The sequence below is a fragment of the Sphingobium sp. JS3065 genome (genome assembly GCF_026427355.1).
GTDB lineage: Bacteria > Pseudomonadota > Alphaproteobacteria > Sphingomonadales > Sphingomonadaceae > Sphingobium.
Genome location: NZ_CP102664.1, coordinates 2604947 through 2624863, shown reverse-complemented (window position 1 = coordinate 2624863; position 19917 = coordinate 2604947). Strand labels below are relative to the sequence as shown.

Sequence of the window (19917 nt, the reverse complement as noted above, 5' to 3'; positions counted from 1 at the left end):
GCCATGGCTGACAATCCAATGCTGAAATTCGTGGGAACGGGCCAGGCCTATCCTGAGAAGCGTTCGGCCGACGATCGCGCCGACGATTTCCTGGAAATCAGCCGCAGCTTCATCCTCGACAGGGCGGAGGAACAGGCGTCGCGCTGCTCGCAATGCGGCGTGCCCTATTGCTCGACCCATTGCCCTCTGCACAACCATATCCCCGACTGGCTGCGCCTGACCGCCGAAGGCCGCCTGCGGGAGGCTTATGAACTCAGCAACCTGACCAGCACCATGCCGGAAATCTGCGGCCGCATCTGCCCGCAGGATCGGCTGTGCGAGGGCAATTGCGTCATCGAATTTTCCGGCCATGGCTCCGTCACCATCGGATCGGTTGAAAAATTCATCACCGACACCGCCTGGAAGGAAGGCTGGGTCGAACCGCTCGTCCCCGGCGCGCCGCTCGGCCAGTCGGTCGGCGTGATCGGCGCGGGGCCCGCGGGCCTGACGACCGCCGAATATCTGCGGGTCGCGGGCTATGAGGTGCATGTCTACGACCGGCACGACCGCGCCGGCGGGCTGCTGACCTACGGCATTCCCGGCTTCAAGCTGGAAAAGGACGTGGTCATGCGCCGCATCCAGCGCCTGAAGGACGGCGGCATCACCTTCCATGAAAGTTTCGAGGTCGGCCGCGACGCCACCATGGAGGAACTGCGCAGCCGCCACGACGCCATCCTGATCGCGACCGGCGTCTACAAGCCCCGCGACATCAAGGCGCCGGGCGTCGGCGCGCCGGGCGTGGTCAAGGCGCTCGATTTCCTGATCGCCTCCAACAAGGCCGGTTTCGGCGACGCCGTGCCGGAACATGAGGACGGCACGCTGCACGCCAACGGCAAGAAGGTGGTCGTCATCGGCGGCGGCGACACGGCGATGGACTGCGTCCGCACGGCGATCCGCCAGGGCGCGACCTCGGTCAAGTGCCTCTACCGCCGCGACCGCGACAATATGCCCGGCTCGCAGCGCGAAGTCGCCAATGCGGAGGAGGAGGGGGTCGAATTCGTCTGGCTCTCCGCCCCCATCGCCTTTGAGGGCACGGACCATGTCACCGGCGTCAAGGTGACGAAGATGCGCCTCGGCCAGCCCGACGCATCGGGCCGCCGCGCCCCGGAACCCGATCCGGGCACGGAACACACGCTGGAGGCCGATCTGGTCATCAAGGCGCTGGGCTACGATCCGGAGGAACTGCCCAGGCTGTTCGGCGCGGAGGATCTGTCGGTCACCCGCTGGGGCACGCTGCGCGTCGATCACAAGACGATGATGACCAGCATGGACGGCGTGTTCGCCGCTGGCGACATCGTGCGCGGCGCTTCGCTGGTCGTCTGGGCCATCCGCGACGGCCGCGACGTGACCGAACATATGCACCGCTATCTCAGGGCCAAGGCGAAGGCTGCGGCCGGGGAAAGGCAGGCGGCCTGATGCGCGCCCTCCGGTCATCCCTGATCGGGCTGGCGCTGCTGGCCGCGCAGGTCGCGCAGGCGCAAGGCGCGCCCGACGCGGCGCGCATCGCGGCGGCGCGTCCTGTCGTGGACAAGATTTTCCCCGTCGGCACCTATCGCCGGATGATGGACGGCACCCTGTCCAAGATGATGGACGGGATGATGGACGGCGTCATGAAGATGCCGGTCGCCCAACTCGCCCGCATCGGCGGCGTGCCGCAGGGCAAGCTGTCCAGCATGGACGAAACGTCGATGGAGCAGATCAGCGCAATCATCGACCCGAATTTCCGGGAACGCACAAAGCGCGGCATGGACGCGATGATGGCGTCGATGGCCGACCTGATGGACGGCTTCGAACCCAAGGTGCGCGACGCGCTGGCCCGCGCCTATGCGCGCAGGTTCGACGGCGGGCAGCTCTCCGAACTGGCGGCCTTCTTCCGGACGCCGACCGGTGACCTTTATGCCCGCGAGTCCATGATGATGTTCATGGACCCGGAGATCATGAGCGAGATGCAGGCCCTGATGCCTGAGATGATGAAGAAGATGCCCGATATGGCGGCCAAGGCGGAGGCGGCGACGAAGAGCCTGCCGCCGCCGCGCAAGATCGCGGACCTGTCGCAGGAGGAGCGCGGCAGGCTGGCGAAGCTGTTGGGTGTCAAGGCGAGCGACCTGCATGACGGCGCCGCCACGCATGACGAAGGGACGAAGTGATGACTGACCAGACCCTCCAGCAAAGCTATATGGCCAGCCCCGAAGAACGTGCCCGCATCGCGGCCGAGGGCATGTATCATCCGGAGATGGAGGGCGACGCCTGCGGCGTCGGCCTGGTCGCCGCCACCGATGGCCGCCCGTCGCGCCGCGTGGTTGCCTCCGCCATCGACGCGCTCAAGGCCGTGTGGCATCGTGGCGCGGTCGACGCGGACGGCAAGACCGGCGACGGCGCGGGCATCCATGTCGACCTGCCGGTGCGCTTCTTCGACGACGCCATCGCCGATTCCGGCCACAAGCCGCTGCCCAACCGCCTCGCCGTCGGCATGATCTTCCTGCCGCGCACCGACCTCAGCGCGCAGGAAACCTGCCGCACCATCGTCGAGGCGGAGATCATCGACGCGGGCTACACCATCTATGGCTGGCGCCAGGTGCCGGTCGACGTCTCCGTCATCGGGGAAAAGGCGCAGCGCACCCGTCCGGAGATCGAACAGATCATGATCGCCGGTCCCATGCCGGAAGAGCGCGACCAGGCCGAGTTCGAAAAGGATCTCTACCTCATCCGCCGCCGGATCGAGAAGAATGTGATCGCCGCGCAGATCCAGGATTTCTACGTCTGCTCGCTGTCCTGCCGGTCGATCATCTACAAGGGCCTGTTCCTCGCGGAATCGCTGTCGGTCTTCTACCCCGACCTTCAGGACGAACGGTTCGAAAGCCGCGTCGCCATCTTCCACCAGCGCTATTCCACCAACACCTTCCCGCAATGGTGGCTGGCCCAGCCCTTCCGCACGCTGGCGCATAATGGTGAGATCAACACGATCCGCGGCAACAAGAACTGGATGAAGAGCCACGAGATCAAGATGGCCTCCCTCGCCTTCGGCGAGCAGTCGGAGGACATCAAGCCGGTGATCCCGGCGGGCGCGTCCGACACCGCCGCGCTCGACGCCGTGTTCGAGGCGATCTGCCGTTCGGGCCGCGACGCGCCGACCGCGAAGCTGATGCTGGTGCCCGAAGCCTACCAGTCGGCGGACGCCGAACTGCCGCAGGCGCATGTCGACATGTATGAATATCTCGCCTCCGTCATGGAGCCGTGGGACGGCCCCGCCGCCCTCGCCATGACCGATGGCCGCTGGGTCGTCGCGGGCGTGGACCGCAACGCGCTGCGCCCCCTGCGCTACACGCTGACCGGCGACAATCTGCTGATCGTGGGTTCGGAAACCGGCATGGTCGTCGTGCCCGAAACCACCATCGTCAAGAAGGGCCGCATGGGTCCGGGCCAGATGATCGCCGTCGACCTGGCCGAAGGCGTGATCTACGACGATCATGAGATCAAGGACCAGATTGCGGGCGAGCGCCCCTATTCGGAACTGATCAAGGACTTCATGACGGTGGGCGATCTGGCCGACGCCCCCAGCGCGCTGCCCGCCTGGGACAAGGCCGAACTGACCCGCCGTCAGGTCGCCGCCAACATGACGCTGGAGGATATGGAACTGATCCTCGCCCCGATGGTCGAGGATGCGAAGGAAGCCGTCGGCTCCATGGGCGACGACACGCCGCTGGCCGTCATTTCCGACAAGCCGCGCACGGTCAGCCATTTCTTCCGCCAGAATTTCAGCCAGGTCACCAACCCGCCGATCGATCCGTTGCGGGAACGGTACGTCATGAGCCTGAAGACGCGCTTCTCCAACCTCCACAACATCCTGGAGCAGGACGCGCAGAACAGCCATGTGCTGGTGCTGGATTCGCCGGTGCTGACCTCATCGGAATGGGCGAAGCTCAAGGGGCATTTCGGTCCCGCCGTGGCCGAAATCGACTGCACCTTCCCGGCCGAAGGAAGCCAGGAGCAGCTTCGCGCCGCCATCGCCCGCATCCGGGAGGAAGCGGAACAGGCCGTGCGCGAAGGCCGCACCGAAATCTTCCTGACCGACGAGCGGGTGAATGCGGATCGCGTCGCCATCGCCGGGGTGCTGGCGGCGGCGGCGGTGCATACGCATCTCGTCCGCAAGGGGCTGCGCAGCTACGCCTCCATCAACGTGCGCTGCGCCGAAGCGCTCGACACCCATTATTTCGCGGTGCTGATCGGCGTCGGCGCGACCACGGTGAACGCCTATCTGGCCGAAGCCAGCATCGCGGACCGCCATGCACGCGGCCTGTTCGGCGACCTGACGCTCGACCAGTGTTTCGAACGCTACCGCATCGCCATCAACGAAGGCCTGCTGAAGATCATGTCCAAAATGGGCATTGCGGTCATCAGCAGCTATCGCGGCGGCTATAATTTCGAAGCGGTCGGCCTCAGCCGCGCCCTGGTCAACGATCTCTTCCCCGGCATGCCCGCGAAGATTTCGGGCGAGGGCTATGCCTCGCTCCACTACAGCGCGAAGCTGCGCCACGACACCGCCTATGACAGCGCCGTGGTGCGCCTGCCGGTCGGCGGCTTCTACCGCCAGCGCAATGGCGGCGAGACGCACGCCTATTCCGCGCAACTCATGCATCTGTTGCAGACCTCGGTCGCGACCGACAGCTATTCGACCTATCTGCAATTCTCGCGCGGCGTGCGCGATTTGCCGCCGGTCTATCTGCGCGACCTGCTGGAGTTCAACTTCGCCCGCGAAGCCGTACCCATCGACGAGGTCGAGGCGACCACCGAAATCCGCAAGCGTTTCGTGACGCCGGGCATGTCGCTGGGCGCGCTCAGCCCCGAAGCGCATGAGACGCTGGCCATCGCCATGAACCGCATCGGCGCCAAGGCGGTGTCGGGCGAAGGCGGCGAGGATGCGAACCGCTTCAAGCCCTATGAGAATGGCGACAACGCCAATTCGGTGATCAAGCAGATCGCGTCGGGCCGCTTCGGCGTCCATGCCGAATATCTGGGTTCCGCCGAGGAGATCGAGATCAAGGTGGCCCAGGGCGCCAAGCCCGGCGAGGGCGGCCAGCTTCCCGGCTTCAAGGTGACCGAGTTCATCGCCAGGCTGCGCCATGCGACGCCCGGCGTGACGCTGATCTCGCCGCCGCCGCATCACGACATCTATTCGATCGAGGATCTGGCGCAGCTCATCTACGACTGCAAGATGATCAATCCCCGCGCCCGCGTCTGCGTGAAGCTGGTCAGCCAGGCGGGCATCGGCACGGTCGCGGCAGGCGTGGCGAAGGCCCATGCCGACGTCATCCTGGTCGCGGGCCATGTCGGCGGCACCGGCGCCTCGCCCCAGACGTCGGTGAAATACGCAGGCACGCCCTGGGAAATGGGCCTTTCGGAAGCCAATCAGGTGCTGACCCTCAACGGCTTGCGCCATCGCGTCAAGCTGCGCACCGACGGCGGCCTCAAGACCGGGCGCGACATCGTGATCGCGGCGATCCTGGGCGCGGAGGAATATGGCATCGGCACGCTGAGCCTCGTCGCCATGGGCTGCATCATGGTGCGCCAGTGCCACTCGAACACCTGCCCCGTGGGCGTCTGCGTGCAGGATGAACGCCTGCGCCAGAAGTTCACCGGCACGCCGGAGAAGGTCATCAACCTCATGACCTTCATCGCGGAGGAGGTTCGCGAAATCCTCGCCCGCCTGGGCTATCGCAGCCTCGACGAGGTGATCGGGCGGACCGAACTGTTGAAGCAGGTCAATCGCGGCGCCGAGCATCTGGACGATCTCGACCTCAACCCGATCCTGGCCAAGGTGGACGCGCCCGACGATCAGCGCCGCTTTTCGCTGACCGAATGGCGCAACGCGGTGCCCGACAGCCTGGACGCGCAGATGATGCGCGACGCCAAGGCCGTGTTCGAACGCGGCGAGAAGATGCAGCTCACCTACACGGTGCGCAACACGCATCGCGCCGTGGGCACCCGCCTGTCCGCCGCCGTGACCGAACGGTTCGGCATGTCGACGCTGGCGGACGGCCACCTGACCGTGCGCCTGCGCGGCAGCGCGGGCCAATCGCTGGGCGCCTTCCTCTGCAAGGGCATCAAGCTGGAAGTCTTCGGCGACGCCAACGACTATGTGGGCAAGGGCCTGTCGGGCGGCATCATCACCGTGCGCACGACCGTCTCCAGCCCGTTGTCGAGCAAGGACAACACCATCATCGGCAACACCGTCCTCTACGGCGCGACCAGCGGCAAGCTGTTCGCGGCGGGGCAGGCGGGGGAACGCTTCGCCGTCCGCAATTCGGGCGCGCAGGTGGTGGTCGAGGGCTGCGGCGCGAACGGCTGCGAATATATGACCGGCGGCACGGCGGTCATCCTGGGCAAGACCGGCGCGAATTTCGGCGCGGGCATGACCGGCGGCATGGCCTTCATCCTGGATGAGGACGGCAGCTTCCCGACCCGCGCCAACCCGGAAAGCATCGTCTGGCAGCGGCTGGAAAGCAGCCATTGGGAAGCGGAGCTGAAGGCCCTGATCGCCCAGCATGCGGTGGCGACCGACAGCAAATGGTCGAACACCATATTGGACGATTGGGACCGCTGGCGCCGTTATTTCTGGCAGGTCTGCCCGAAGGAGATGGTCAGCCGCCTCGCGCACCCGCTCAGCGACACCCCCGCAGAGGTGGTCGCCGCCGAATAAGCGGTCGGCTCAATAAGGCATGGCAGCGTCCGCCGGGGGTTCCTCGGCGGGCGTTTTGCCGTCCGGGGCCTGGGCGATCCGGACAGGCTGGAAACGGCCCTCGCTCTCCCCCGCCGCGAAGCGTTCGACCGATGCAGGCAGTATCCGCACGTGTGGAGGCGGTTCGGCATAGCCGGTCCGGTCCTCATCCTCCCGCGCCGCATAATCGCGCCATGCCGGATCATCCGCGCCGTCCCATCCCGCCATGTCCGCGGCCATCTGCCGGTCGGCCAGCGTCGGGCCGCACCCTTCGCAGCGGATGGTTGCGGGACCGGTCAGCCCCGCCGGATCATGGCCGGCCTCCTCCGGCACGGCCGCTTCCGGCAGGGGCGTCTCCATCCCGGCCCTGGGTTGGGTCGTGGCGTACAGGCCCAGCCCATAACCCCCGGTCAGCGCCGTCCCTGCGCAAACCAATGAAAATAGCCAGAAGCGCGCCGACATGGGCCGATCCTTCCCTATCCTTCCATCGTTCCCCGACTTTCTCTGCCCAAAACAACGCAGATGCAGATAGGTTGTTGCATGGCCCGAAAGCCTTTGCTAAGGGCCGCCTCCTACCAAGGCACCGGCCCCGCCGGTTCCCGGAAAATGTGCGGTCGTGGCGGAATTGGTAGACGCGCAACGTTGAGGTCGTTGTGGCCGAAAGGCCGTGGAAGTTCGAGTCTTCTCGACCGCACCAATCCCTTGAATTCATCGAAGAAATTCAAGTGGTTAGCGGGGTAGGTAAAATCCAGCCCACCCTCAAGCCCACCCAAAATCATGCGTTGTAGCGGCCCGATATGCGCACCTATGTGCAGCGCGTTTGGCGTCTCCCTCCGATCCTGATAGCGTCACCCCGCCTGGGCATTGTCGTAACCGGGGCATCGCGATGCTCTCTTCATGGGAACACCGTGATGAGGATACTGTCAAAGCGTCAGCACTCACCTCCATGTCAGGATTCCGTACGCAAGCGCCCGAAATCCTTAGACTTACCCGCCGTTCCCTATGGCGGCGGCGCAAGACAGCTCTTGGCAAGAGCGGAGGCTTGGCCACCGCCGTAGAAGGCTTTGATTCAACGAATAATGCTCTTCTTTGCGAGAGAACTGGTGAGCCGTTTCGGCCGGTTCAGGTGGCGCGAGCTGCTCGAAGATGTTCAAGCGACTGCAGCAGTTGCTGATGACGTGCGCGGGTCAGGCGATGGCCGGCAAGGAAGGGGAGCACAAGCAGGAACGCCGCGCCGTGCCCGGCGCCCCAGAGAAGGCCGAGTAGCGTCGCCGATTCCGCAGGGATCCGCGCACTAGCGCCACCCGCCGTCGTGAGGCCGACAGCGGTAAGCACGAGCCCGGCGATCAGCGACCCGATGCCGACAGCGGCTTTCGCGGCGAATACGAGCGAACTGAAGTACAAGCCTTCGCAGCGTTGTCCGAACCTCGCCTCATGCTCGTCGACCGCATCGGCGATCATTGACGAGAATGCGATGAAGAACAGGGAATTGCATCCGCCAAAAATGGCGCTTGCGATCACCAGGATCGTGGTCGCCGTCAGGTTCGGCATATCGCCAAAGAAAGCGTAGGCGAGCAGCACGGACAAGGTCTGGCTCAACGAGATGACAGCGAGCCCACCAATTACGACATCGCGCTTTTCGAAACGGTTCAGCAACAGCGCGGTGGTCGGGATCCCAAGCAGGAGGCCCATCTGGAAGCCGAGCAGTGGGGCCTGGTTCAGGGACGCGGGGAGCTTCCAAAAATAGCTGTACGCATAGAGGTTGAGCGCGTTCATGCTGCCTCCGATGATCAGGGCGGTCAGACTGGCCATGAACAGCCGGATGAAGGAGCCATTCTTCAGCAGGTCTCGCAAGTCGCCCGCGAACGACTTCGCGGTCGCGGCGGGCGGGAGGTGTTCGGCCGGGCTCGCGGCGACGGCACGGCGAACGCCAAGGATGCAGATCAAGCCCATGACCAGCACCACGGCGGACAGCAATCCGCCGAGCTGCAGGTAAGCGTCACGCGAGGCATAGGCCTCCTTGGTGGCGAAGATAATCCCGAATGCCGGAGCGATGGTCACCACCGTGCCGAGGAATCCGAAGATCATCCGGTAGGCGGTCACGCTGGACCGCTCGTCATAATCGCTGGTCAACTCGGCGGTGAGCGCGGCATATGGGAGGGCGTATAGCGACGTCCCGACGCGCAGAAGAATGTTGAGAAGCAGCGCCAGCACCACCGTAAAGCCGGCGCCCCCTGTCAGCGGTATCGAAAACAGTGCGACTGAGGCGACGCAGATGACCGGCAGGCCGACCACCATGAAGGGAAGCCGTCGACCCCACCTCGACCGCGTCCGGTCGGACCAGGAGCCGATGAACGGATCGGCGATGGCGTCGACAACGAGCGACAGGAAGATGATGGTGCCAGCGACCGCCGGAGAGACGCCTGCGACACTGGTCAGATAGAAAAGCAGAAAGGTGTTCGCCACGAAGGTCGCGGAGACTTCAACACCCTGACCGCAGCCGAAAAGCAGCTTCGTCCGGATCGGCAGGCGATCCGCCTCGGAGCGGCGCAGGGTACTGGCGGTCATGCTTTCCTCTCATCCCAGCAGCAATGCCGGGCTCATATTGCAATGCATTGCATAAAGGTTGGATTGTGGTTATGCAAGTCGCATCACCGCACAGGCAGAACTGGGAGTCGAAGCATGATGACGAAAGCGGCGATTGAAGGGAGAGTCGCTCCAGGTTTCGAAGCCTGTGCCGATGCGTTCGAGGCGAATCTCGCAAGTGGCGAGATTGGAGCGGGGTGCGCCATTACCGTCGGCGGCAGGCTCGTGGTGGATATTTGGGGCGGGTTTGCCGATCGCGATCGCGAACGGCCATGGCGGCGGGACACGATCGTGCCTGTCTTCTCGGTTTCCAAGGGCGTCGCGGCGGTCTGTGTTCTCGCACTGGCTACACGGGGACTTATCGACCTGAATGAGCCAATCGCTCAATACTGGCCGGAGTTCGCGCAGCACGGAAAGGATAATGTGACCGTTGCGCAGGCTCTGGGTCACCGCGCGGGTGTCCCCTTCATCGACGGAAAGATCGACTTCGCAGAATTAGGCGACGTCATGCACATGGCAGCTCGACTTGCCGCGCAAGAACCGATCTTCGAACCCGGCAAACACCATATATATCACCCGGTGACGATCGGCTGGATTACGAGCGAACTGGTCCGCAGGGTGACGGGCAAAACGCTGGGCCGCTGGTTCGCGGAACAGGTTGCCGCTCCGCTCGACCTGCCGATGTTTTTCGGTACGCCTATGCACGAGCGCGAACGCGCAGCGCGTCTGATCTACCGTGATCTGGAAGCCGCAAAGGGTATCGAGGCGAGTCTGACGCCCGGTTCCCTCCCTTGGAAAGCGATGACACTGAATGGTGCCCTGTCCTTTGCCAGTGATTGGGGGGAGCATAGTCTGGACGATCCCGCTGTGCAGGCGCTCGAACTTGCTGGCGCGGCACTGCTCACGGATGCCGCTTCGCTCGCGACTTTCTACGCAGCTTGCCTCAACAAAGTCGATGGTGTGCGACTGCTTTCGGATGCTGTGATTGCCGACGCGATACGGCCGGTCTCGACGGGGCCGCAATTCGGACTTGAGGAGGACGGGCCGTCGTGGGGCGCAGGCGTCATGATCCCCTGGAGCGTGCAGCCGATGCTGGGTGGATCGAGCTTCGGCCATGACGGCATGGGCGGCAGCCTGGCCTTCGCCTATCCTGAGCGAAACGTCAGCTTCGCCTATGTCCGCAACGGCCACGTTTCTGGCGGAGTCCGAGATCCCGAGGTCTATGCCGTCGTGGACGCATTGTCCGCCATTCTCGAAAAGGTGACCTGACCCATGACGCTCGACCCTGTGCTCAATGCGCTGTTGCAAGCCGCTCCTGTTGAAGTTGCCCTGCCAGTCGATTGGCCGGCCCAGCGCGCTGCAGCCGCGTCCGTCCTACCGCTCATTCTGGGGTCGGAGCCAGCGACCGAGGTCGCCTCCGTTGAATCTGTGGAGATCGAGGGTATTGGTGGCCCCGTCAGGCTACGCGTCTATCGCCCAACGACACCGACCTCCACGACCCTGCTCTACATTCATGGCGGAGGCTGGACGATCGGCGACCTCGACACGGTCGACCATACGGTCCGTTATCTGTGCGAGGCCCTCCCGGCAGTTGTCGTCTCGACAACATATCGCCTCGCGCCGGAACATCCGGCCCCGGCGGCGTTCGACGATTGCCTAGCCGCAGCGCATTGGACGATCGCGCAGGCCGTGCAGCTTGGCGGCGACGATCGTCGGGTCGCCATCGCTGGCGATAGTGCCGGCGGCAACCTCGCCGCAGCAGTGGCGATCGCGCTTCGCGACGAAGCAACGCAGCGTGGCGATTCCGCCGGGCACCCGCTGAAGGCGCAGCTGTTGTTGTACCCGGCAGTGGATTTGCGACCCGATTCCTGGAACCTTCCGTCGCGCGTGGCGGACGCAGACCCCGGCTTACGCATCGCGGCCATGCGCGCCACCGTTGAGGCCTATCTTGCAGACAGTGATCCGCGCGATTGGCGCATTTCTCCGTTGGCGCATGATGACCTCTCCGACTTGCCAGCCGCGCTGGTGGTCGTGCTCACCGTCGATCCAGTCAGGGACGAAGCGATCGCCTATGCGCGGAAGCTGCAGGAAGCCGGGGTCGAAGCCGAGGTGATGGAGTTCTCGAATCTGACGCATGGGTTCACGCATCTCCGCCGGATCGTGCCGGCCGCCGCGGAGGCGAGCGATCAGATTCTCGCCCGGTTTCAAAAGCTACTTGGCGCGGCGTGATGTCCCCGGCGTCGAAACGAGTTGCCATCAGCCGCGCCCTCTGGTTTTGATCGGACGTGGCAAAGAGCGATCGATCGACGAAAAGTCCTGCCGGGGGCAGTGACCCCGAGGCAGGGCCAGGGAAGGATGAGCAGCGGCCGCGAACATTGCAGGCGATGGCGAAGCTGGCCGGCGTGTCGACAGCGACGGTTTCGCGGGCGCTTGCCAACAGTGAGCTAATATCGGAGACGACGCGGCAGCGTATCCAGGAACTGGCGCGTCAGACAGGCTTCACCGTGAACCCGGCCGCGCGTATGCTACGAACGCGCCAGTCGAACACGATCGCGCTCGTACTGCCGCTCGGTCACGAGAAGGGCCAGCACCTCAGTGATCCCTTCTTCATGGCGATGCTCGCCTATCTCGCCGACGCGGTTTCGCAGCGCGGCTACGACCTCCTGCTCAAGCGCATCGAACCGCACCAGGACACCTGGCTCCGCAAGATCATCGACTCCAGCCGTGTCGACGGCGTGCTCGTAATCGGTCAGTCGGACCAGGCGGCGGTTCTTCAGGATGTGGGCGACAGTTACGAGCCTATGATTGTATGGGGGCAATGGGCGCCCGGCCAGAGCTACATCTCGGTCGGAGCGGACAATGTCGGCGGCGGCCGGCTGGCCGCAGAGCATCTGCTCAGCCGGGGACGACGTACGCTCGGCTTCTTCGGCAATACCGATGCCCCCGAGTTCGCCGCACGGTACGAAGGCTTCAGGAAGGTGCTGCCGCCCGAAGCTCATGACGCTCATGTTCTGGTCCCCGCCCACATGACCTCGCATGACGCCTTTGCGGCAGCCCAGCGGCTGTTTCGCGATCATCCCGACATAGACGGCGTTTTCGCTGGCTCCGACGTTGTCGCCATGAGCGTGATCCGCGCTGCGGTCGCGGTGGGTCGAGCGGTGCCCGAGGACTTGTCCGTGGTGGGATTCGACGACGTCCCGATCGCGGCGCAAAGCAATCCTCCGCTCACGACGATTCGCCAGGATCTCGAACGCGGGTCCACGCTGATGTGCGAACTGCTGTTCAACCGGATGAAGGGTGAACCCTGCTCCTCCATACTGCTTCCGCCCGAGCTCGTCGTCAGGAGCTCGACCTAGAGTTTTCGATCTGATTGAATCAGATCGAAAACTCTATTCCTTTGTTTTACCGCGATTTCTTAAACGTCAGATGATGCCATCTGACTGGAAATCGCTCTAGCCGCCGCTGCAGCCCGCCGAGCGAGCAGGAGAGCGCCTTCCAATCCGGCGACGGATCCCAGGCGAGGCTCCTCGATTTTCGTGCGATTGCCGCCGCTCGAAATGAGATAGTCGCCAGCAACGCGCAGCGCCTGAGCCCGCACGCGGTCCATCAGGCCCGGGGTGGCCATCACTCCCCCGCCGAACACAATGCATTCTGGCGACAGCACGGCAAGAATGGTGGAGGCGAGATGACCCAGATACCAGGCGATGATCTCGTGGGCGGGGTGCCCGTCAGGAAGGTCAGACAGCGGCTTGCCCCAACGCGCCACAATTGCGGGGCCACTGGCAAGGCCTTCGACGCATGATCCATGATAGGGGCAGCAGCCTGCATAATCTGCGTCAAGGGGATGGCGTGGCGGAATCAGATGCCCCATTTCCGGATGGCTGCGTCCATGAATCGCTTGCCCCCGGAAGACAGCGCCGCCCCCGATCCCCGTTCCGACCGTAATGTAGACAAGGCTGTCAATGGACGAGTTCGCTCGCATCTGCGCTTCGGCCAGGGCAGCGGCATTGACGTCCGTATCCAGCGCGATCGGAACTGCAAAGGCCTGCGTGAGAGGCCTGACTAACGATATTCCGCTCCAGCCTGGCTTCGGGGTTGCGAGCAGCGAGCCCCAATGTTCCGAGGCGCGATCGAGCTCGATCGGACCGAAACTGGCAATGCCGATCGCGGCGAGTTCGCCATGTCGCGCTTGACCGCCGGCCAGGAATCGCGTCACCTGACCCAGCGTGGAGACCGGGTCGGTTGTCGGAAACCGCTTCTGTTCCAGCCACTTACCAGAGCTGTCGGCAATGCCGCAGACAAATTTGGTTCCGCCCGCCTCGATACAGCCATAGAGAAGCCTGGGACTATCCTTCACGGTGTGCTCCGCTAGTTGCAAAGATCGGCACGACTGCATCGCCATCGAATTGCAGCCGGAATCGCGGAGCGATTGTGCCGCCAAAACTTCCTCGGCGCTGCTCCAAATCCGTTGGAGGATCGGTTTGCGCAAAGCCCGGATAGTCGACGAAGCTCATCACCTCGCCTTCGCCCGTGACCCACCAGCAATAGGCCTGCATGGGCGAGGCGGGCGGGTTCGCGGCCACCAGGGTCGACCCGTTGATCGGTCGCCAGGGTGCGTCGAGGCTGTCGGCAACCATGCCGTATAGGCCGGAAGGCGCGCCGATCGCGGGAGCGAAGCGCCGCGCATGCGTGGACCAGAACAGATAGTAGCGGCCGTCTTTGATCACGATATGGGGCCGCTCAAGCTCGCTGCTCGTGCCGAGCGCCTCAACGATGGGAGGCTGAAGCTTCCATTCTCCGGCAACGCGCGTCGCCAGCCCTATGACGCCGTCGAGCGTCCGATCTGTCCAGCCCGCTGAGCCCGCGAAAACCAGATGTTCGGCTCCATTCGCTGGATCCTGAAAATATGCCGGATCGCGAAATCCCCATATCCCATGCGCCGGGGCCGTGGCCTGATCGGCAATCTTGTACCAGTTCCCGTCAGCCGCCACCGATTCCAAAGGCATGGTCCAGTCCGAAAGAACCGGCTGATCGCGATCGAGCTGAAAGCGACACTTTGCCTCGAACAGACGTTGTTCGAAGCTGTGGTTGCCGCCCCGGCGGCCTGCGGCAGTGAAATACAATGTCAGCCTGTCACCATCGAGGATAGAGCAGCCAGACCACTCTCGGGTGCCGGGGGTAAGGTGTTCCGGCAGCACCCATCCGTGATCCGTCCATCCCTCGGCCGCCCGGCTCGTCAGGCGGATGCGCGCGACGTCGTGGCGACCTTCGGGATCGCTTTGTCGTGCGGCTGCAAGGAAGAACCAGAAGGTGCGGTCGCCGACCGACACGGTGGACCCATCAGGCCGGGCAAGGTGCCACATGTCCCACGCGTCTAGTCCTGTGACCACCTCCTTCAGCTCGGCCGGATCGATCAGAGGTATACGACTGCCAGGTCGCGCCGCTGCGGCGGCGATGCCCTCGTCCGACCAGTGCGTCGGGACCCGCTCCTGCGCGTTAGAGGTGCCCCCCTCCCCGTTGTCTCCACGCGATGCCGTCATCCTAACCCCATCTGTCTTGTCCGAGCCCTTGATCCAATGTGATCACAAAACCGCTTGCAATGGATTGCATGTAGCACTATTGTGCAATCCATTGCAATGCCGAATTACGGCAGATTCTCAAGGGAGATGTAGGATGCGACTCGCACTGACACTGACAGCTTGTGTGTCTGTGATGGCACTGGCTACGGCGGCGAATGCTGAAACAGAGAGCGCTGCCGACGCCGGGAGCGCGCCGGTTGTGAATACGGGGAGCGGGCAGAAGGAGGCGAATACGGACGCAGCCCAATCCGCGACTGAGAGCATGGATGTCACGGATATCGTCGTCACGGCATCCAAGCAGGGCGCGCAGACTCTGCTGAAGGCACCGCTTGCCATTCAGGCATTCAGCGGCGAAATGCTGAAGGAGAAGGGCGTCGCCGATGTGGGAAATCTGATCTTGGCGATCCCGGGCGCTTCGATCAGTCAGGAGACGGCCGCCGGTATCAAATCATACAGCATCCGGGGGGTGGGTGCGAATGGGACGAATGGCGAAGCGCCGATCGGATATTATCTCGACGACACGCCCTTTGTCGTAACCAATTTCGGGATCGCGCCGCCGATCCGGTTCCTGGACATCGAGCGCGTCGAGGTTCTGCGCGGGCCGCAGGGCACGCTTTATGGGCAGGGTTCCGCTGGCGGAACCATGATCTTTCACACGCGTCAGCCTGACCTCGAATCCGTGCAGGTGATCGGCGAGGCAGCCGTATCCAATACGCGGGATGCTTCCGGCCTGAACTGGGATTTTTCGGGCGCGGTATCGGTCCCGTTGATCAAGGATGTCCTCGCCATTCGGGCCAGCGGAGGAATTTCACGGCAGCAGGGTTATGCCGATGTCTATTATGGCGCCAACGATGGCTCGCCCGACGAGACGAACGTCAACCGCCAGAAGATGACGGACTGGCGGATCGCGGTTCTGTTCAAGCCCGCAAGCAACATCACTCTTCGCGGTCAGGTCTGGCAGTTCAGACCGGAGCAGCGGTATCAGTCCATATATAGCTCGGTCAAACCCTACACATATGAGCAAACGGCGGGCATCAAAGGGTTCACGGAGGGCAAGTACACCATCTACAGCCTGGTCGGCGATGTCGATCTCGATGGTGTGACGCTGACAAGCTCGACCAGCTATCTCAAGGGGACATTCGGCTACCGCACGCCGCTTGGCGTACTTGGTGTTCCTGGCGGCAAATTCGACTCCTTCTTTTTCCCCAAGAATTTCGGGCAGGAGGTGCGTGCTCGTTCAAACGGCACTGGCCCCTTCCACTGGGTCGTTGGCGCAACATATCAGGACGGCGAAGGGCCGCAGAGCAACACCCTCGACTTCGTTGTTGTAACCGTCGGGGCGGACACCAATGCCAAGACGAAGAATTGGGCGACCTTTGGCGAGATCAGCTATGATCTGTTCGACGGCAAGCTGGTTCCTCTCGTTGGGCTTCGCTACTATCACGACCGGCGCGCCTATGTGGACGCCACGACCTACGCTCCCTCGACTTTGAAAAAGACGACCTGGCGCGCGAATCTGTCCTATTTCCCGAACGACAATCTGACCATGTTCGCAACGGTATCGACCGGCTTCCGGGTGAACACCATTCAGTCGGCATTGCAGGCCCAACTTCTGCAAGCTGATGGAATAAGCACCTCCGTCCTGCTCGATCCGCTCTCGCTCACCAATTACGAAGCGGGCATCAAGGCGCGCCTGTTTGGCGGCTCGCTCAGCCTCGCGGCGAATGTCTATCATATCGACTTCAAGGGGCTTCAGACGGGCATTACCAGTTCCGCAGGCATCGGCGGCTTCGCGATCCTGGGTAGCGCTCACAGCACGGGCGTCGATCTGGACGCAACGTGGCGCACACCGTTGAAAGGTCTGACGCTAAGCGCGATCGCGAATGTAAACTCAAGCAAATTCGATGAGGTGAATCCCGGCCTGCAGGTGCAGCGCCCACAAGTTCGCCGCGGTGCGCAGCTGACAGGCACGCCCAAATATAATTTCCGTTTGGACGCCACCTACGAGCGTGCTGTGTCCGCCGATCTGAATGCCTTCGCCAATGTCAGTTTCAGCCAGACGGCATCACGTCCCACCATTAACGACGTAACAGCCAAGGCCTACGAGATACTCGGTGCGAGCATCGGTGTTCGCCACGGGCCATATGAGTTCGCCATTTTCGGTAACAACCTTACCGACCAACGCGGCCCCACCGATTATTTCGGGCCGACCATCGTTAACGGTCCGATCCCGCGGACGGTCGGCGTCCGGCTGCGGAAAAGCTACTGATATCGGAGAGTAGTAGCCTGGATGTGGCGTGGAGGACGCGCTCTAAGATGTTCTATTGGTACACAATCGATTGCATAATCTTAATGCGTAGATTGGGGAGGACAGGATGAAGGATATCAATTTTCTGGTTTCAGCGGCGTCAGCTGCGGCCTTGGCAACAGCCTATACGGCGCATGCGCAAGGTACGAGCGGTGCTGCAGCAGTCAACCCGCCTGTCATCACCAACTAGGGCGGGTGATCGGCGCCGGTCCTGCACGCCGGCGCCGATTTTTTAATGGCATATGAGCTTTGCAATAACATGGTGCCCACAGCGGACTCCCCCCAGCGATGCCATGTTGAATTCCAATAAGATCCCCCAGCGGGTCGCAAGGAGGGCGGGGAAAAATCTCCGCCCTCCACACCCGACAGGCTTTGGCACGGTGAATATCAGACGGCGGGAGCGTGCACGCGCTTAGCCCAGTTCTGAGGTACGTCGAGCAGAAGACCATAGCGCGGAATTTTATAATGCGCGATCTTGCCTCGGCAGAATGCGACGACCCGGTTGAGCGCAGCGTTGCTCAAGGACGAAAAACATATGACGACCCAGGATTGATGCAGAACATGCCGCTCAACATTTCGCGGATATTCCAGTTTGCGGCGACGGCGCTCACGCGTGCAGCCTCCTGCGCACAGTGGCTTGCGAGTCTCGGGCCGGAAGTGGATTATGTCTTGCACACCGCCAATCCGCGCCTGCCGATCGAGCAATCGGTCGAAGGGCTAGCCGAATATGCACAGCTTAAGGGAGTGAACATCGCGCGATGACTGGTCTTGGCTACGCGAGGGGGCCCGTCGATGCCCCGCTTCTGGAAATGAGTATAGGCGAAGCCCTGCGCCGGGCCGGCACACAATGGCCTGATGCGATGGCGCTGGTGTCCCGTCACCAAAGCCTGCGCTGGACCTGGGCCGAACTGGACCGCGAGGTGGACCGCGTTGCTTGCGGGTTGCTCGACCACGGCGTTGCCAAGGGGGACCGGGTCGGCATCTGGGCACCCAACTGCGCCGAATGGGCAGTGATCCAGTTCGCCACAGCAAGGATCGGCGCGATCCTCGTCAACATCAACCCGGCCTATCGGCTGTCCGAGGTGGAGTACGCCCTCAACAAGGTCGGCTGTTCGGTGCTGGTGACGGCGTCCCGGTTCAAATCCAGCGACTATATCGCGATGCTACGCGAACTCGGACCGGAGCGCCTGCCGCACCTGCGACTATTGGTGTCGCTTGGCGAGGAGGTGTACGAAGGATTCTTGCCCTGGTCGGCCTTGCGCGCCGAGCCTGAATCGCCGCGCCTTGATGAAATGGCGCTCGGGATCGACCCCAACGATCCCATCAACATCCAGTTCACGAGCGGAACCACCGGCTTTCCCAAGGGCGCGACACTCACCCACCGCAATATCCTGAACAACGGCTACTTCGCGGCTCGGACCATAGGTCTCTCGCCAGCGGACCGGATCTGCATTCCGGTGCCACTCTATCATTGTTTCGGCATGGTTCTGGGCAATCTTGCCGCAGTCACCAGCGGCGCGGCCATGGTCTATCCCGGCGAGGCGTTCGATCCGGGCCTGGTGCTCGAGGCCGTCGCGGCGGAAGGTTGCTCCGCGCTCTACGGAGTGCCCACGATGTTCATCAGCGTGCTGAACCATCCAGATTTCGAGCATTACGATGTCTCCACCCTGCGCACCGGGATCATGGCTGGCGCCACGTGCCCGGTCGCGCTCATGCGGCAGGTGATCGAGCGGCTCAACATGCGGGAAGTGACGATCGGTTACGGCATGACCGAGACCAGCCCGCTCACTACCCAGACCGCCACCGATGATCCGTTGGAAGAGCGCGTCTCCACGGTTGGCCGCGTTCATCCGCATGCCGAGGCCAAGGTCATCGGACCGGATGGCGCAACTCTGCCCGTCGGCGAACAGGGCGAATACTGCTCGCGCGGCTATGCCGTGATGCTGGGCTATTGGGACGATCCGGAACGCACTGCCGAGGCCATCGATTCCGAAGGCTGGATGCATTCGGGCGATCTCGCGGTGATGGACGAGCACGGCTACGTCCGGATTACCGGCAGGATCAAGGACATGATTATTCGCGGCGGCGAGAACATCTACCCGCGCGAGATCGAGGAGTTTCTGCTCGCGCATCCATCGATTGCGGATGCCCAGGTCTTCGGTGTCGCGAACGAGAAGTATGGAGAAGAAGTCTGCGCCTGGGTGATCCCCAAGCCGGGTGCGGTCCTCTCGGAGCAGGATGTGCTCGATCACTGCCGCGGACGGATCGCCCATTTCAAGGTGCCTCGCTACGTGCGCATCGTCGAGCGCTTCGAAATGACCGTCACCGGCAAGGCCCAGAAGTTCGCAATGCGTCGGATCATGGAGACAGAGCTGGGCGTCCTGCCGTGACCACCTGCCATTAATTGGGATGGCTCTTTTGCAAAAATTCCGAATGGAGGCGAAGCGTTTCCTTTGTGGGAACGTACCGACGGTTGACAGATTTCAAGTGGCGTCATTTTCAAGGCGAAGTGATCCTTTAGGCGGTCCGATGGTACCGCCGTTACCCGATCAGCTATCGTGATCTGATGGAAATGCTCGCAGAGCGCGGCGTCGCAGTCGACCACATCACGATCGACCCCTGGGTCTAGAGTAAGCGCGAAAACCTCCCCACATTTTCGTAGGCGCTGATCTGGCTATGTTTCGCCCCTC

14 protein-coding genes, 1 tRNA gene and 1 pseudogene are annotated in these 19917 nt (G+C 63.1%); 12 read left to right on the top strand and 4 right to left on the bottom strand.

Features of this window, described 5'->3' with window-relative positions:
- The first annotated feature begins 3 nt into the window (after window positions 1-3).
- The 3 genes from NUH86_RS12830 to gltB are packed head-to-tail and all read left to right on the top strand — an operon-like array spanning window position 4 to window position 6736.
- On the top strand, window positions 4-1455 hold the full coding sequence (locus NUH86_RS12830; protein ID WP_267249859.1) for an NAD(P)-dependent oxidoreductase: 1452 nt from the start codon (window positions 4-6) through the stop codon (window positions 1453-1455).
- The gene (locus NUH86_RS12825) at window positions 1455-2186 is read left to right on the top strand and encodes a DUF2059 domain-containing protein (RefSeq protein ID WP_267249858.1); all 732 of its coding nucleotides are present in this window, start codon (window positions 1455-1457) and stop codon (window positions 2184-2186) included. The genes NUH86_RS12830 and NUH86_RS12825 overlap by 1 nt, the downstream gene beginning before the upstream one ends.
- Window positions 2186-6736, top strand: coding sequence for a glutamate synthase large subunit (gene gltB / locus NUH86_RS12820; protein WP_267249857.1), 4551 nt, complete (start codon window positions 2186-2188; stop codon window positions 6734-6736). Before NUH86_RS12825 ends, gltB begins: the two co-directional genes overlap by 1 nt.
- Before the next feature lie 9 nt (window positions 6737-6745).
- On the opposite strand, the gene NUH86_RS12815 is transcribed toward gltB, so the two are convergent.
- Complete coding sequence (locus NUH86_RS12815) at window positions 6746-7216, bottom strand: hypothetical protein (protein ID WP_267249856.1); 471 nt, start codon at window positions 7214-7216, stop codon at window positions 6746-6748.
- A gap of 148 nt (window positions 7217-7364) precedes the next feature.
- On the opposite strand from NUH86_RS12815, the gene NUH86_RS12810 reads away from it, so the two are divergent.
- A tRNA-Leu gene (locus tag NUH86_RS12810) sits at window positions 7365-7451 on the top strand.
- A gap of 425 nt (window positions 7452-7876) precedes the next feature.
- On the opposite strand, the gene NUH86_RS12805 is transcribed toward NUH86_RS12810, so the two are convergent.
- Window positions 7877-9322 carry an MFS transporter gene (locus NUH86_RS12805; RefSeq protein WP_267249855.1) on the bottom strand — a complete coding sequence of 482 codons (1446 nt, stop codon included), beginning with the start codon at window positions 9320-9322 and terminating at the stop codon, window positions 7877-7879.
- A gap of 114 nt (window positions 9323-9436) precedes the next feature.
- Between NUH86_RS12805 and NUH86_RS12800 the strand changes: the two genes are divergently transcribed.
- The 3 genes from NUH86_RS12800 (at window position 9437) to NUH86_RS12790 (ending at window position 12696) form a co-directional block, all read left to right on the top strand.
- A complete protein-coding gene (locus NUH86_RS12800; protein ID WP_267249854.1) occupies window positions 9437-10609 on the top strand; it encodes a serine hydrolase domain-containing protein in 1173 nt (390 codons plus the stop codon).
- 3 nt (window positions 10610-10612) lie between these two features.
- Window positions 10613-11569, top strand: a complete 957-nt coding sequence (locus NUH86_RS12795; RefSeq protein WP_267249853.1) for an alpha/beta hydrolase — start codon at window positions 10613-10615, stop codon at window positions 11567-11569.
- A gap of 155 nt (window positions 11570-11724) precedes the next feature.
- Window positions 11725-12696 (top strand): LacI family DNA-binding transcriptional regulator, encoded by a 972-nt coding sequence (locus tag NUH86_RS12790; protein WP_267249852.1) that lies wholly within the window; start codon window positions 11725-11727, stop codon window positions 12694-12696.
- Between the two features lie 59 nt (window positions 12697-12755).
- Here NUH86_RS12790 and NUH86_RS12785 read toward each other — a convergent pair whose 3' ends face one another.
- Window positions 12756-13697 carry an ROK family protein gene (locus NUH86_RS12785; protein ID WP_267249851.1) on the bottom strand — a complete coding sequence of 314 codons (942 nt, stop codon included), beginning with the start codon at window positions 13695-13697 and terminating at the stop codon, window positions 12756-12758.
- Window positions 13687-14880 (bottom strand): glycoside hydrolase family 68 protein, encoded by a 1194-nt coding sequence (locus NUH86_RS12780; protein WP_267249850.1) that lies wholly within the window; start codon window positions 14878-14880, stop codon window positions 13687-13689. Before NUH86_RS12780 ends, NUH86_RS12785 begins: the two co-directional genes overlap by 11 nt.
- A gap of 16 nt (window positions 14881-14896) precedes the next feature.
- On the opposite strand from NUH86_RS12780, the gene NUH86_RS12775 reads away from it, so the two are divergent.
- From NUH86_RS12775 to NUH86_RS12755, 5 genes and pseudogenes are all read left to right on the top strand, one after another.
- Entirely contained in the window at window positions 14897-17188 is a 2292-nt protein-coding gene (locus tag NUH86_RS12775; protein ID WP_267249849.1) for a TonB-dependent receptor, read from the top strand.
- A gap of 106 nt (window positions 17189-17294) precedes the next feature.
- Complete coding sequence (locus NUH86_RS12770) at window positions 17295-17417, top strand: hypothetical protein (protein WP_267249848.1); 123 nt, start codon at window positions 17295-17297, stop codon at window positions 17415-17417.
- A gap of 275 nt (window positions 17418-17692) precedes the next feature.
- Complete coding sequence (locus NUH86_RS12765; RefSeq protein ID WP_267249847.1) at window positions 17693-17989, top strand: hypothetical protein; 297 nt, start codon at window positions 17693-17695, stop codon at window positions 17987-17989.
- Window positions 17986-19617, top strand: coding sequence for an AMP-binding protein (locus NUH86_RS12760; RefSeq protein ID WP_267249846.1), 1632 nt, complete (start codon window positions 17986-17988; stop codon window positions 19615-19617). Before NUH86_RS12765 ends, NUH86_RS12760 begins: the two co-directional genes overlap by 4 nt.
- 83 nt (window positions 19618-19700) lie before the next feature.
- A pseudogene (locus NUH86_RS12755) lies at window positions 19701-19853 on the top strand (IS6 family transposase); the annotation flags it as partial.
- Window positions 19854-19917 lie beyond the last annotated feature (64 nt).